Below are 13,814 nucleotides of genomic sequence, written 5' to 3'. Positions count from 1 at the left end.
GCGCGGCGGTGTGGAGCGGGCCGCGGGCAGGACGGTGGAGGCAGGACGGATCACGTGGGGGCGGACGGTACGGGCGGGGTTCCCCGAACTCCCGGGCAGGGGTGCGGTCGGCCGGGCCGGGCGCGGTGGTGTGGAGCGGGCCGTGCAAGCGGGCGGACTCCGCCGATTCTCGGGCGGGATGTGGTCGGGCGGGGCGAGCACGGCCGGGCGGGCCGGCCGTGCAGGTGGGCGCGCGCGGCCGGGCGCAGCGGGGTGGAGCAGGTAGGACAGGCGGGCGGACGCGGCCGGGTGGAGCAGGCAGAGCAGGCGGGCGGACACGGCCGGGTGGAGCAGGCCGGGTAGGCGCGGGCGGGCGGGGCGCGGTCGGTTCCCGGGCCGGGTGGGGTCGGGCGGGGCGCCGTCGGGTTCTTGGGTGGGGTCGGGGGTGGGTGGCCCCCCGCCCCTGGTGGGGGTGGGGGTTAGGTCGGCTTCTTCGGATCTTGCCTGGCCCGTGCCGCCCGGCACCGTGCCTCGCCGCGCTGCCGGGGTGCCCGCGTACTGGACGTACCCGGGCACCCCGGCAGCGCGTGGAGGCACGGCACCGGACGACGCAAGACGACCTAGTGGCGGGCTCGTAGGGCTCGGGAGAGGTCGTCGAGGTGGTCTACGAGTTTGCGGTGGAGCAGGGGGGTGATGTCGGGGGCGGTCAGGGCGGTGTGGCCGGCCTGGAGGTTGGCTTCGGTGATCTCGTGGCCCGGGAGGGCCCAGCGGCCTGCGGCGTCGGCGATGGCGGGGCCGCGGCGGGCGGCGAGGGTGACGGCTTCGGCGTAGGCGCGGGGTACGTAGTCCCGTAGCAGGTCGGTCTGTTCGGGCTGCCAGAAGCCTTGGGCGGTGGCGGTGAAGAGGTAGTTGGACAGGGAGTCGTCGTGGAAGAGGCGCTCCCAGGCGGCGGCCTTGGCCTCGGCCGTCGGGAGGGCGGCCCGGCAGCGGGCGGCGCCTTCGCGGCCGGCGGCGCTGGGGTCGGCGGCGAGGGCTTCGTCGATCTCGGTCTCGCCGGCGGCGCCGAGGACGCAGAGGCGGGCGAGGATGCGCCAGCGCAGTTCGGGGTCGAGTTCGGGGCCGCCGGGGACGGTGCCGTCGGCGAGCCAGCCGGCGATGGTGTCGGGCTGGGTGGCGCTGTCGGCGAGGGTGCGGACGGCGACGAGGCGCAGGCCGGGGTCGGAACCGTCCTCGGTGCGGCGCAGCAGGTCGCGGGCGATGGTGGTGAGGGTGGTGAGGGCGTCGCCGCGGCGGTCGGGGGTGATGTAGCGGTCGGCGATCTGGGCGCGGGTGAAGGACAGGACGCCTTGGACGATCGCGAGGTCGGTTTCGTCGGGGATGTGGGCTTCGGCGGTGGCCAGGTAGTCGGCGGCGCCCAGTTCGCCGTCGCGGACCATGTCGCGCAGGGAGTTCCAGACGACGGCGCGGGTGAGCGGGTCGGGGATGCGGGAGATGGAGCGCAGGGCGGTTTCGAGTGAGGTCGCGTCGAGGCGGACCTTGGCGTAGGTGAGGTCTCCGTCGTTGAGGACGAGGAGGTCGGGGCGCTGGCCGCTGACGGAGAGGATCTCGTCGGAGGGGACGTCGAGGGCGAGGACCTCGCGGGGTTCGATGACGCCGTCGGGGGCGCGGTCGTAGAGGCCGGCGGCGATGTGGTGGGGGCGGTCGCCGGTGCGGTCGACGGTGAGGGTCCAGCCTCCGTGGCTCTCTTCGAGCCGGGGGGTGAGGGTGTCGACGCCGGTGGTGCGCAGCCAGGTCGCGGCCCAGGTGTGGACGTCGCGGTCGGTGTGGGCGGCGAGGGAGTCGACGAAGTCGGCGAGGGAGGCGTTGGCGAACTTGTGGCGGGCGAAGTGGGTGTTGATGCCGGCCAGGAAGTCCTTCTCGCCGAGCCAGGCGACGAGTTGACGCAGGGCGGAGGCGCCCTTGGCGTAGGAGATGCCGTCGAAGTTGAGGAGGGCGGAGGCGGTGTCGGGGACGGAGGCGGCGTCCGGGGCGACGGGGTGGGTGGAGGGGCGCTGGTCGGCGTCGTAGCCCCAGGGCTTGCGGTCCATGCCGAAGCCGGTCCAGGTCTCGGTGAAGCGGGTGGCTTCGATGAGGGTCTGGTAGCCCATGAACTCGGCGAAGGACTCGTTCAGCCAGATGTCGTCCCACCAGCTGAGGGTGACGAGGTCGCCGAACCACATGTGGGCCATCTCGTGCGCGATGGTCACGGCGCGGCGCTGGCGTTCGGAGTCGGTGACGGCGGATCGGAAGACGTAGTCGTCGCGGAAGGTGACCAGTCCCGGGTTCTCCATGGCGCCGGCGTTGAACTCGGGTACGAAGGCCTGGTCGTAGGAGTCGAAGGGGTAGGGCTCGGTGAACTTCTCGTGGAAGCGGTCGTAGCAGGCGGTGCTGAGGTCGAGGATCTCCTGCGCGTCGGCGTCGAGGTGGGGGGCGAGGGAGCGGCGGCAGTGGATGCCGAAGGGGAGCCCGGCGTGTTCGGTGCGGACGCTGTGCCAGGGGCCTGCGGCGACGGCGGCGAGGTAGGTGGAGATGACGGGGGTGGGGGCGGACGTCCAGATGCCGGCTTCGGAGGCGGCTGCGGTGCCGTCGCCCGAGCCGTCGTCGCCGCCGCTGTCGGCTGGGCGTTCGCCGATGCGGGTGGTGACGCCGTTGGCGAGGACGGTCCAGTGTGCGGGGGCGGTGACGGTGAACTCGAAGACGGCCTTGAGGTCGGGCTGGTCGAAGGCCGGGAAGACGCGCTGGACGTCGTCGAGGAACATCTGGGTGTAGACGTACGTCTCCCCGTCCGCGGGGTCGGTGAAGCGGTGCAGGCCTTCGCCGGTGCGGGAGTAGCGCATGCGGGCGGCGACGCGGAGCTCGTGGGGGCCCTCGGTGAGGCCGGTGAGGGGGAGGCGGCCGTCGGCGAGGGAGGCCGGGTCCAGGGGGTGTCCGTCGAGGGCGGCGGAGCGCAGTTCGTCCGGTTTCAGCTCGACGAAGGTGTCGCCGGCGGCGCGGGCGGTGAACCGGATGACGGTTTGGGACTCGAAGGTCTCGTCGCCGGTGGTGAGGTCGAGGGCGACCTCGTAGTGCCGGACGTCGAGGAGCCGGGCTCGGATCTGCGCTTCGTTGCGCGTCAGTGCGGACATGGGGCCCATGCTGCCGGATGGTGGTGCCGGAGCCGGGCCCCGGCTTCTATTCCCGGCCTTCGCTTTCGCCGTCGCCGTCGCTTTCGCCTTCGCCCTCGCCCTCGCCTGCGGCGATCGTCTCGTGGTGGCGGATGACCTCGGCGATGATGAAGTTGAGGAGCTTCTCGGCGAAGGCGGGGTCGAGCTTGGCGTTCCCGGCGAGCTGGCGCAGCCGGGCGATCTGGCTGGCCTCGCGGCCCGGGTCGGCCGGGGGCAGCTGGTGGCGGGCCTTGAGGTGGCCGACCTGCTGCGTGCACTTGAACCGCTCGGCGAGCATGTGGACCACGGCCGCGTCGATGTTGTCGATGCTGTCCCTGAGCCGGGCCAGCTCGGCGGTGACGTTCTCGTCGATGTCCCTGGTGTTCATGGTCAACGAGAATACTTGGCGCGCACGTTCGGTTCGTCGGCCGATCGGCCACTGAGACGGGGCGCTGACGCGCTGACGCGCTGGTGCGCGCCGAGGGCGGGGGGAGCTCGCCTGGTACGGGGCGCACGGCCCCACCGAGGGTGGCTCCGCGGTCCCCGGTGCCCCGAGCCCGCCCTTGACCTGCGGCGGCGGGTGCCCGTCGGGGCGGCTGGGCGGGTCCTGCTTCCCGGGCAGGACAGGGCGGACGAGTACGGGGACCCGGCACGGGGACCCGGCACGGGGGGCAGGGCTGACAGGTCCGGGCCCGGGAAAGACGGCCGGGGCAGCCCGCCGACAGCCCCGCCGGGTACGGACTCGGGCAGGCGACCGGGCAGGGCCGCCGGGGTGGTGCGGCCAGGAGCGTAGCCGTGTACCGGCCCTACGCGGTGACGAGTGCTGGGCCTAGGCGCCCGAGCGGCACGATCGGGCGGAGCAGACGGGTACGGGGAGCGACCGGGCGTGCGCATGCTCGGTCCGACAGGGCGCGCATCGTGGCGCGGTCGCGCGGGTGGCCCCGGGTGGGGCGCCAGTAGTAGGGGCAGGCAGAGCGTCGGGGCCCGGCAGGCAAAGCGGCAGGCAGGCAGGCAGGACCCCAGGCTGGCGGGGCGGCGCGGCACGCGGCGGGCTGGGGCGAGGCGAGGCGGGGCAGGGCCAGGCGGGCAAGGCGAGGCCGGAGTGGGGCCGGGCGGGGCGGGGCAGGGCGGGGCGGAGTGAGGCCGGGCGAGGCGAGGCGGAGTGAGGCGAGGCCGGAGTGAGGCCGGGCAAGGCGGGCAAGGCGAGGCCGGAGTGAGGCCGGGCGAGGCCGGGCGAGGCCGGGCAAGGCCAGGCAAGGCAAGGCCAGGCAAGGCCGGGCGAGGCCAGGCAAGGCCGGGCGAGGCCAGGCAAGGCCGGGCAAGGCGGGCGAGGCGGGCGAGGCGGGCGAGGCCAGGCCGGGGCCGGGCAAGGCGGGGCGAGGCCAGGCCGGGGCCGGGCAAGGCGGGGCGAGGCCAAGCCGGGGCCGGGCAAGGCGGGGCGAGGCCAGGCCGGGGCCGGGCAAGGCGGGGCGAGGCCAGGCCGGGGCCGGGCGAGGCGGGCGAGGCCGGGCCGGGCGGGGCCGGGCGGGGCATGTGGTTGCGGCGGGAGTTTGGGGTGGCGGGTGGCGGCTGGGGCTTTGGGATCTTGTCGGGCAGGGGTGGGGCGTCCGGTGCCGGTTTCCGTGTGCTGCCGGGGCTTTACGGGGCTGGGCGTACTGCCCCGCAGTGCGGGGACGTGTCGTGTCGGGCGGTGCGGTCCGATGGTTTAGAGGGGTAGGACCGCCGTGACCAGCCAGCCGCCTTCGGGGGCGGGGCCTGCGGTGAGGGAGCCGCCGAGGGCTTCGGCGCGTTCGGCCATGCCGACGAGGCCGTAGCCGCCGCCTCGGGCGTTCTCGGAGAGTTTCGCGGGGCGGCCGCCGTCGTCGGCGATGCGTACTTCCAGGCCGGCCGGGACGGTGCGCAGGCCGATCCGGACGGCGGTGGCGGTGGCGGCGTGCTTGCCGATGTTGGTGAGGGCTTCGAGGACGATGCGGTGGGCGGTGGCGGCGACGTCGGCGGGGAGCCGGGCCTCCAGGCCTTCCTCCACGTAGAGGACGACGGGCGGGCCGGTGGCGGCGAACCGTTCCGTCAGCCCGCGGATCTCCCGGAGGCCCGCGACGGGGGCCGTGCCGACGGGGCCGGCCTTGTTGGTGGCCTTGCCCGTCTCCGGGTCGGTGTCCGCGGCGCCTTCGCGGAGGATCTTGACCAGGCGTCGCATGGAGCCGAGCGCCTCGTCGCCGGCGGTCTCGATGCGGCCGAAGATCTCGCCGGCGCGTTCGGCGGAGACGTTGGTGTAGCGGGCGGCGCGCGCCTCGACGACGATCCCCGTCACGTGGTGGGCGACGAGGTCGTGGAGCTCGCGGGCCAGTTCCAGGCGCTCGGCGCTGCGTACGGCGCGCAGCTCGCGGACGCGCTGGACGGACTGCAGGCGCAGGAGCAGGGAGTACGCGGTGACGACGACGGCGAGCACGGAGAAGAGCAGCGTGAAGCGGCCCGGGTCGGCGTCGCGGACGGGCGCGGCCATGGAGCCGAGGGCGAGGAGGGGGCCGAGGACGGCGGCGGTGCGGGCGGGGGCGCGGAGCAGGACCTGGGTGAGGAGGACGAGCAGGGCGACGGCCTCGCCGCCGCCCCAGACGACGAGGGGGAGGTTGCTGAAGAGCAGGGAGAGGGTGACGGTCCAGGTGACGGCGGAGGCGAACCAGGCGCGGGCGAGGAGCGGGATGCCCGGCCAGGGCGCGGCGCTGAGGCAGACGAGGATGCCGGACACCCAGACGGCGGCGTGCGGGGTGCTGGGCTGGCGGGCGAGGACTACGCCCTCGAAGGTGACGAGGGAGAGGAGGGTGAGCGAGAGGATGATGCGGATCCAGTCCGCGGCGTAGGGGTGGCGGCGGGCCCATGGCCCCAGGGGGCTCATGCGGTGCCCCGGAGCGGGCGGGTGGCTCCGCCGGTGGTGCGGGGCTCCATGCGGGTGGCTCCGCCCGTGGGCCGGGCGGCTCCGCCGGAGGTGTGCGGGCTTCGACGCAGGCGGAGACCGCGGTTCGCACGGGCGCCGGCCCTACCCGTGGGGCCCGGTGTCGTCGGGAACGGCGTGCGCCGGCTTCCTGGGGCGCCGCCCCAGACCCCGCGCCTCAAACGCCGGCGAGGCTGATTTTGGCGGTCGGCGTCCGAACGGCAAAGGGCTTGGTCCTGCCCGGCTGCGAGCGAACGGCTCGGCGAGTTGTGCCAAGCGGTGCCCGAACAGCGACGGGGCGGGTTCTGCCCCGCGGCACCCGAACAGCGACGGGACAGGTTCAGCCCCGCGCTACCCGAACAGCAACGGCACGGGCTCAGCCCCGCGGCACCCCAACAGCAACGGGACAGGTTCAGCCCCGCGCTACCCGAACAGCAACGGCACGGGCTCAGCCCCGCGGCACCCCAACAGCAACGGCACAGGTTCAGCCCCGCGCTACCCGAACAGCAACGGCACGGGTTCAACCCCGCGGCACCCCAACAGCAACGGCACAGGTTCAACCCCGCGGCACGCGACAGGCAGCGCGGGTACGGCCGGGCTACGCCCGAGCCCCGGGGGGGCTGGTCCTGCCCCACACCACGCGACCGGCCCGGCCAGCCACGCCACGCACCTCCCGAACCCCGTCGGGGCTGTTTCGCCGTCCGGTGGGGCCGGGTCACGCCGGGGTGCCTGCGAGGCCGCTTTCCCAGGCCCAGGCGGCGATTTCCACACGGTTGCGGGCGTTGAGTTTGGCCTGGACGTTGGCCAGGTGGGTCTTGACGGTGGAGAGGGACACGAAGAGCTCTCCCGCGATCTCGGCGTTGGTCAGCCCGCGCGCGAGGCAGCGTACGACCTCGCGTTCGCGGTCCGTCAGGGGTTCCGCCGGGCGGCGGGCGGCCGCGGCGGCGGCCGGGGTGCGGTGGGCCATTTCGCGCAGCAGCCGGACGGTGATGGCGGGTGAGACGAGGGAGTCTCCGACGGCTGCCGCCCGTACCGCTTCAACCAGCATGGCCGGGCTCGCGTCTTTGAGGAGGAAGCCGGACGCTCCGCCCTGGAGCGCCGCGTGGACGTACTCGTCGAGGTCGAAGGTGGTGACGATGACGATGCGGGGGGTTTCGCGGCCGGAGAGTCGGCGGGTGACTTCGAGTCCGTCGAGTTTGGGCATGCGGATGTCGAGGAGCAGGACGTCGGGCCGGTGTTCGGCGACGGCCGCGAGGGCTGCTTCGCCGTCTTCGACGTCGGCGACCACTTCGATGTCCCGCTGGCTTTCGAGGATCATCCGGAAGCCGGTCCTGACCATCTCCTGGTCGTCCGCGATGATCACTCTGATCGTCATGCGCCGCCTGCCCCACTGTCGCCCGTTGCCTGCGCCGTCCCGGCTTCCCCGGCATTTCCGGCATTCCCACCCGGTGGGATCTCTCCATGGGACCTGCGGGCGCCTTGGCCCGCAACCGCACAGCAGACCGCCGGGAGCATGCCGCAAGGCCGGAACGGCATCGTTCCGGCCTCACGGTACTGCGGTCGACCTTACGGACATGTGGGGCATCGCGCCTCATTCTTCCGGCCCCTGTCGGAGGGGCCGGAAGGCGGAGGGCAGCAGGGCCGGGGGGAGGTCAGAGCGTGGCGGCCGCGCTCTTGATCGCCGCCGCGAAGGTGGAGACCTCCGTGTAGACGCCGGGGTAGTCGGGGCGGGCGCAGCCCTCGCCCCAGCTGACGATGCCGACCTGGATCCAGGCGTTGGCGTTGTCCCGGCGGAACATGGGGCCGCCGGAGTCGCCCTGGCAGGTGTCGACGCCGCCCGCGTCGAAGCCGGCGCAGATCTCCTCGGCGGGTACGAGGGAGCTGCCGTACGAGGCCTTGCAGGAGGCGTCGGAGACGAAGGGGACGGTGGCCTTGCGCAGGTAGCGCTGCTGGCCTCCGCCTTCGCGGGTGGCGCCCCAGCCGGCGACGGTGAAGGTGCCGTTGTCGTAGGCCTTGGTGTCGGCGATCTTGAGGGTGGGGAGGTTGATGGGCTGCGCGAGCTTGATCAGGGCCCAGTCCTTGCCCGTGCCGTTGTAGCCGGGGGCCTGGAGGACCTTGGTGGACTTGACCTTGATGGCGCTGGAGCTGTTGAGGTCGACGACTCCGGCGGTGGCGGTGATGGAGGTGTTGTTGCCGGAGCCGCTGACACAGTGGGCGGCGGTGAGCACGATCTGCTGGGTGTAGAGGGCGCCGCCGCAGCCCATGGAGAGCCGGACCATGAAGGGGAACTCCCCCTGGGCGGCGCGGGTTCCGCCGACCACGGGGGCCGTGCCGGCGGTTGCGGTGCCGGGCTGGAGGCTGACGGCCGCGAGGGCCACCGCTCCGACGGCGAGGACGCGCTTGAGGGTGGTGACGAGGCTGGACACAGTCGACACACTGCCTTTCGTGGGGGGTTGGGCCGTGCGCGTCACCCCGGGCCGGGCGGGTTGGACCGTCCGGGTGACGGGGACATGACACACCACCCGCACGGAGGGCTTCAAGAACGCGTTTTCGGACAACTTCCGGCCGGAGGGGCCCCATGACGCACAACGGGCGGCGCAGCAGCCCGATCGAGCACGGATTTCCTCATCTGGAGACCGTCCGCGCGGCCGTCACCGCGCTGTTCCGGCGGCTGTCCGCCGACGGGATCCGCGCCTACGACACCGCCTTCGACCCTGCCGACGCGGCCTTCCCCGCCTCCGAGGACCTGCACCTCGGCGCCCACCGGGTGGCTTCCGCGATGGTCCGCGCGCTGCGGCTGCCCGACGCGCGCCTGATCGTGGGCTTCCGGCCGATGGAGGAAGCGGCGACCGTCGAACTGACCGCCGGGCCCGAGTACTTCGTCGAGGTCAACGACCGCTTCCGCGTCCACCGCCGCGATCTGGCCGCCGCCCTCGCCCACGAGGTCGCGCACGTGCTGCTGCACCGCCTGGACCTGCGCTTCCCCGCGACCGTCGACAACGAGATCCTCACCGACACCGCCGCCGCCTACCTGGGCCCCGGCTGGCTGCTGCTCGACGCCTACCGGGAGGACGAGCTCACCCACCAGAAGCTCGGCTACCTCACCCCGGAGGAGTTCGGCTACGTGCTCGCCAGACGCGGCCGCTTCCTCGGCGGCGAGGACCTCTCCGCGTGGTTCACCAGTCCGCAGGCCTACGAGGCGTACGTGCGCGGCCGCGCCCAGGCAGACCGGGACCTGCGCCGGGCCCCCCTCGCGGCCGCGCGCCGGGCGGAGCGGCTGCGGTACGCGGCGGCCCGCCGGAGCGGGGCCGCCCCGCCCGGGGCCCCGTACGGCTTCGAGGAGCACGCGGGCCGGCTGCGCGTGAGCTTCCCGTGCCCGGTGTGCGGACAGCGACTGCGACTGCCCGCGGGCCGAGGCCCCCTCCGGGCGCGCTGCGGACTGTGCCGCACGGTGCTGGACTGCGACACCTGAGCGGTCAGTCGCCGCCGCCACAGCCCCCGGAGTCGCCGCCACAGCCCGCTCCCCCGCCGCAGCCCGCGTCACCACCCCCGCTGTCACTGTTGCTCCTGCGGCTGACCGTCCCGTAACTCTGACCGTTATAGGTCGAGCGGTGGGCCACGACGTAGATCACGCTCCAGATGACGATGGTCCCGAACACGACGATCAGGGCAATGACGCCTTCGCTCATACGGGCGCTCTGCCCGGCACGCAAGGTCGGAACACCTCCCTCCGCCGGCGACGCGCACACCCCTCCGGGCCCGCTGCGGGCCGTGCCGCACGATGCCGGACCGCGACACCCGGCGCGATGCGGGACGCGTCGCGGGCGATGCGTGACGGAGGTTCACCGCGCGGCCATGAAAAGTTACTTACCGGCCAGTAGACATGACGGCGGATGATCCCCAACCTGATCACGTACATGCCAATACGTGATCGAGGAGCGTCCCCCATGCGCAGCACCCGCACCCGTACCACGGCCGCCGCGGTGGCCATTGCCGCAGCCGCCGTACTGGCCCTGGTTCCCGCCACCTCGGCCCAGGCGGCCCCCTCCGCCGTCACCGCCTCCGCCCCCGGCGGCAACGCCGTGTTCCTCGGGATCGACTACGCCGGCTGGCAGCGCGACGTGTCCACCGTCATCGACGCGGCCCGCCCCGGGATCGAGCAGCGCATCGCCGCCTCGCCGGCCGGCGAGAAGCCGGCGATCGTCCTCGACATCGACAACTCCTCGCTGGAGACGGACTTCCACTGGTTCTGGACCTCCCCGACCCCCGCGATCGCCCAGGTCCGCGACCTGACCCGGTACGCGAGCGACCGCGGGGTCGCCATCTTCTTCGTCACCGCCCGCCCGGGGATCGTCTACTCCCTCACCGAGCGCAACCTCAAGGCGGTCGGCTACCCGGTCTCGGGCCTGTACGTCCGCGATCTGCCCGCCCTGTTCGGCGAGGTCAGCGCCTACAAGACGGCCAAGCGGGCCGAGATCGAGGCGCGCGGCTACACGATCATCGCCAACATCGGCAACAACCAGAGCGACCTGGTCGGCGGCCACGCCGAGCGCACCGTCAAGCTGCCGGACTACGGCGGCAAGCTCTCCTAGTCCGAGACGGCCGAGGCGCCCTGCTCCGGCCCGGCGGCGATCGCGTTGACGGCGGCCCAGCCGAAGGCCATGGCGGGGCCGATCGTCGCGCCCGGCCCCGGGTAGGTCTCCCCCATCACCGCCGCCGAGCAGTTGCCGGAGGCGTAGAGCCCCGGGATCGGCGTGGAGTCCTCGCGGAGCACCCGGCCGTCGGTGTCGGTGACGAGGCCGCCCTTGGTGCCGATGTCCCCGGGATGGACGGGGACCGCGTAGAAGGGGCCCTTCTCGATCGGCGCCAGGTTCGGGTTGGGCAGCGTCGGGTCGCCGTAGTAGCGGTCGTAGACGCTCTCGCCCCGCCCGAAGTCCTTGTCGGTGCCCGCCTCCGCGAAGGAGTTGAAGCGGCTGATCGCGGCGGGCAGGCCGGGGGCGGCGATCTGCCGGGCCAGTTCCTCCACGGTGTCGGCCTTCTTCAGGAAGCCGCTCTCCAGCCACTTCTTGGGGAAGGGCTGGCCGGGGAAGAGTCCGGCGAAGATGTACCGGGCCTTGGAGCGGGCGTCCAGGATCAGCCAGGACGGCACCGTCCTGGCGTCGGGCCGGTCGGCGGCGTACATCCGGTCCACGAACGCGTGGTACGGCAGGGCCTCGTTGGCGTAGCGCTCCCCCGCTTCGTTGACGATGACCATGCCGGGGATGCCCCGGTCGGCGACGAGGAAGAAGGGCTTCTCCCCCGGCGGGCACACCGACGGCGCGCCCCAGACCTTGTCCAGCAGATCGGTGGCGGCCCCCAGTTCCTCACCGAGCTTCAGGGCGTCGCCGGTCTGGCCCTCCGAGGCGTGCGTCCAGACCGTGGAGGTGGGCGCGGGCAGGTGCTTCTCGCGCAGTGCCTGGTCGTGCGAGAACCCGCCCGAGGCCAGCACCACCCCGCCCCGCGCCGCTACGGTCACCTCGCGCCCGGCGCGCAGGACCCGTACGCCCGTCACCCGGCCGGCCGGGTCCGTGACCAGGCCGGTCAGGGGCGCCGACAGCCACAGTTCGCCGCCGAGCGCGTCCAGGGAGAGCCGCATCCGGGCGATGAGCGCCTCGCCGAGGGAGAGCAGCTTGCGGCCGGTGGCCAGCGCCTTGACCGCGCGCAGGCCCACCTTGACGGAGGTCTTCTTGCCCGCCCAGGTCCGGCTGACCATGTTCAGGAAGCGGAAGTCGTACGAGGTCATGGTCAGCCCGTACGTGGGCAGTCCGGCCCGGCGCATGGAGGCGCCGAGTACGCCGAGCCGCTTGAAGTCGACGATGCACGGTTCGATGGAGCGGCCCTGCGCCATGCCGCCCTGCGCCTCGGGGAAGTAGTCCGAGTAGCCGGGGGTGTACATGAAGCGGATCTCGGTGCGGTCGTGGAACTCCCTGACCATGCGCGGCCCGTGGGTGAGGTACGCGTCCTTGCGGGCGGCCGGGACCCGGTCGCCGACGGTGGCGTCGAGGTAGGCGCGGGCCTTCTCGCGGGTGTCGGCGAGGCCGGCGCGGTCGAGGTGGAAGTTGCCGGGGACCCAGATCGCGCCGCCGGACAGCGCGGTGGAACCCCCGTACACATCGGTCTTCTCCACGACGAGGACGCTCAGGCCCCGCAGGCGTGCGGTGACGGCGGCGGCGAATCCGGCGGCGCCGGAGCCGACGACCACCACGTCGTAGGCGTACTCGATGGCGTGCTCGATGGGGTGCTCGGTGAGATGTTCGGCGGTGTGCTCGGTGGTCATCCGAAGGCTCCCGTGGCGTAGTCGCTGCGGTAGTAGAGGAGGGGTGATCCGCCGTCGCGGGCGCCGAGTTCGAGGACCCGGGCGGTGACGAGGTAGTGGTCGCCCGCCTCGTGGACCTCTTCGAGGGCGCAGTCGACGGTGGCGAGGGCGCCGCTGACGCGGACGGCTCCGTGGACGGAGAGTTCCCAGTCGACGCCGGCGAACTTGTCCTCGCCGCGGCGGCCCAGCGCCTCGCACACGGCGCGCTGCTCCTCCGCGAGGATGCTGACGCCGAAGCGGCCGGCGGCCCGCACCTTGGGCCAGCTGGAGGAGCCCTTGCCCACGCAGAGCAGGACCAGCGGCGGGTCGAGGGAGAGGGAGGCGAAGGACTGGCAGGCCAGCCCGGCCGGGCGGCCGTCGTCCGCGACGGCCGCGACGACGGTGATGCCGGAGGCGAAGGCGCCGAGGACCTCGCGGAAGGCGGCGGGGTCGACGGCGGCGGGGTCCGCGGGGGTCAGCCGTTCCACTGGTGGCCCCAGAAGCTGTCCGCGGTGATCTCCTTCGCGGTCCAGGTGGCGGGGTCGACGAGCAGGCCGTCCCAGCCGCACTCGACCTGGAAGCCGCCGGGGGCCTGGGCGTAGAAGGAGACCATGTGGTCGTTGGAGTGCCGGCCGAGGGTGGAGGCGATGGGGATGCCCGCCTTGTTCATGCGGTCGAGGCAGTAGCCGACGTCGTCGAGGGTCTCCAGCTCGACCATGAAGTGGACGATGCCGGGCGGCAGCGCGCCGGGGTAGAGCCCGAGGCTGTGGTGGCGGCGGTTGGGGCTGAGGAAGTGCATCCAGTAGAAGTCCCGGCCGGGCTTGCCGGTGGGGACGGCGACCGGGGGCAGCCGCATCGAGTCGCGCAGCTGGAAGCCGAGGAGGTTCTCGTAGAAGTCCAGGGTGGCCTCGGTGTCGGCGGCGGGCAGGACGACGTGGCCGAGGCCGAGGCCGCCCTCGCGGCCACCGGTGACGAAACGGTTGCCGTACCGGGCTGCGAGCGGGGTGTGGTCCTGGGCCTGGCCCCAGTAGATCTCCAGGGGGTTGCCGCTGGGGTCCTCGCAGTGGACGAGGCCCTGGACGCGGCGGTCGGCGAGGGTCTCGGCGTCGCCCTGCTTGACGGGGTGGCCGGCGGCCTCCAGTTCGGCGGCGGCGTCTTCGAGGGCGCGGGCGTTCGCCACTTCGAATCCGGCGGCGAGCAGCCGGTCCTGGGCGCCGGCGACGAACTGGAAGCGGTGCGTGCGGTCGTCGATGCGGACGTTCAGGCGGGTGTCCGTGGTGCCTTCGGCTTCGGCCATGCCGAGGATGTCGAGGACGTAGGTGCGCCAGGCGGCGAGGTCTGCGGTCTCGATGCGGAGGTAGCCGAGTGCGCGGATGTCCATGCGGGAACT

The 13,814-nt window shown here is 73.4% G+C and carries 11 protein-coding genes; 2 read left to right on the top strand and 9 right to left on the bottom strand.

Annotated features, from left to right (window positions below):
- Positions 1 to 599 precede the first annotated feature (599 nt).
- The 5 genes from pepN to OG276_RS28650 form a co-directional block, all read right to left on the bottom strand.
- Positions 600 to 3,143: an aminopeptidase N gene (pepN, locus tag OG276_RS28670; protein WP_266909575.1), complete on the bottom strand. Its 2,544-nt coding sequence runs from the start codon at positions 3,141 to 3,143 to the stop codon at positions 600 to 602.
- Between the two features lie 46 nt (positions 3,144 to 3,189).
- Complete coding sequence (locus OG276_RS28665; protein WP_266909574.1) at positions 3,190 to 3,549, bottom strand: chorismate mutase; 360 nt, start codon at positions 3,547 to 3,549, stop codon at positions 3,190 to 3,192.
- Between the two features lie 1,317 nt (positions 3,550 to 4,866).
- Positions 4,867 to 6,054, bottom strand: coding sequence for a sensor histidine kinase (locus OG276_RS28660; protein WP_266909573.1), 1,188 nt, complete (start codon positions 6,052 to 6,054; stop codon positions 4,867 to 4,869).
- 751 nt (positions 6,055 to 6,805) lie between these two features.
- The gene (locus tag OG276_RS28655) at positions 6,806 to 7,465 is read right to left on the bottom strand and encodes a response regulator transcription factor (RefSeq protein WP_266909572.1); all 660 of its coding nucleotides are present in this window, start codon (positions 7,463 to 7,465) and stop codon (positions 6,806 to 6,808) included.
- A 277-nt stretch (positions 7,466 to 7,742) separates the two neighbouring features.
- On the bottom strand, positions 7,743 to 8,516 hold the full coding sequence (locus OG276_RS28650; RefSeq protein ID WP_266913186.1) for a serine protease: 774 nt from the start codon (positions 8,514 to 8,516) through the stop codon (positions 7,743 to 7,745).
- Positions 8,517 to 8,668: 152 nt separating this feature from the next.
- On the opposite strand from OG276_RS28650, the gene OG276_RS28645 reads away from it, so the two are divergent.
- Positions 8,669 to 9,562 (top strand): hypothetical protein, encoded by an 894-nt coding sequence (locus OG276_RS28645; protein ID WP_266909571.1) that lies wholly within the window; start codon positions 8,669 to 8,671, stop codon positions 9,560 to 9,562.
- Between the two features lie 4 nt (positions 9,563 to 9,566).
- Here the strand turns inward: OG276_RS28645 and OG276_RS28640 are convergent, their stop codons facing one another.
- Positions 9,567 to 9,779: a hypothetical protein gene (locus OG276_RS28640; protein ID WP_266909570.1), complete on the bottom strand. Its 213-nt coding sequence runs from the start codon at positions 9,777 to 9,779 to the stop codon at positions 9,567 to 9,569.
- A 258-nt stretch (positions 9,780 to 10,037) separates the two neighbouring features.
- Between OG276_RS28640 and OG276_RS28635 the strand changes: the two genes are divergently transcribed.
- The gene (locus OG276_RS28635; RefSeq protein WP_266909569.1) at positions 10,038 to 10,682 is read left to right on the top strand and encodes an HAD family acid phosphatase; all 645 of its coding nucleotides are present in this window, start codon (positions 10,038 to 10,040) and stop codon (positions 10,680 to 10,682) included.
- Here the strand turns inward: OG276_RS28635 and OG276_RS28630 are convergent.
- The 3 genes from OG276_RS28630 to OG276_RS28620 are packed head-to-tail and all read right to left on the bottom strand — an operon-like array spanning position 10,679 to position 13,805.
- Positions 10,679 to 12,406, bottom strand: coding sequence for an FAD-dependent oxidoreductase (locus OG276_RS28630; RefSeq protein WP_266909568.1), 1,728 nt, complete (start codon positions 12,404 to 12,406; stop codon positions 10,679 to 10,681). The two genes, OG276_RS28635 and OG276_RS28630, sit on opposite strands and share 4 nt — an antisense overlap.
- Entirely contained in the window at positions 12,403 to 12,912 is a 510-nt protein-coding gene (locus OG276_RS28625; RefSeq protein ID WP_266909567.1) for a flavin reductase family protein, read from the bottom strand. Before OG276_RS28625 ends, OG276_RS28630 begins: the two co-directional genes overlap by 4 nt.
- Positions 12,900 to 13,805: a VOC family protein gene (locus OG276_RS28620; protein ID WP_266909566.1), complete on the bottom strand. Its 906-nt coding sequence runs from the start codon at positions 13,803 to 13,805 to the stop codon at positions 12,900 to 12,902. Before OG276_RS28620 ends, OG276_RS28625 begins: the two co-directional genes overlap by 13 nt.
- Positions 13,806 to 13,814: the final 9 nt, after the last annotated feature.

Origin of the sequence: Streptomyces sp. NBC_00086, from assembly GCF_026343255.1 — a bacterium.
GTDB lineage: Bacteria > Actinomycetota > Actinomycetes > Streptomycetales > Streptomycetaceae > Streptomyces.
Note: the sequence above shows the minus strand (reverse complement) of the source record. Positions and strands in the feature narration are given on the sequence as shown.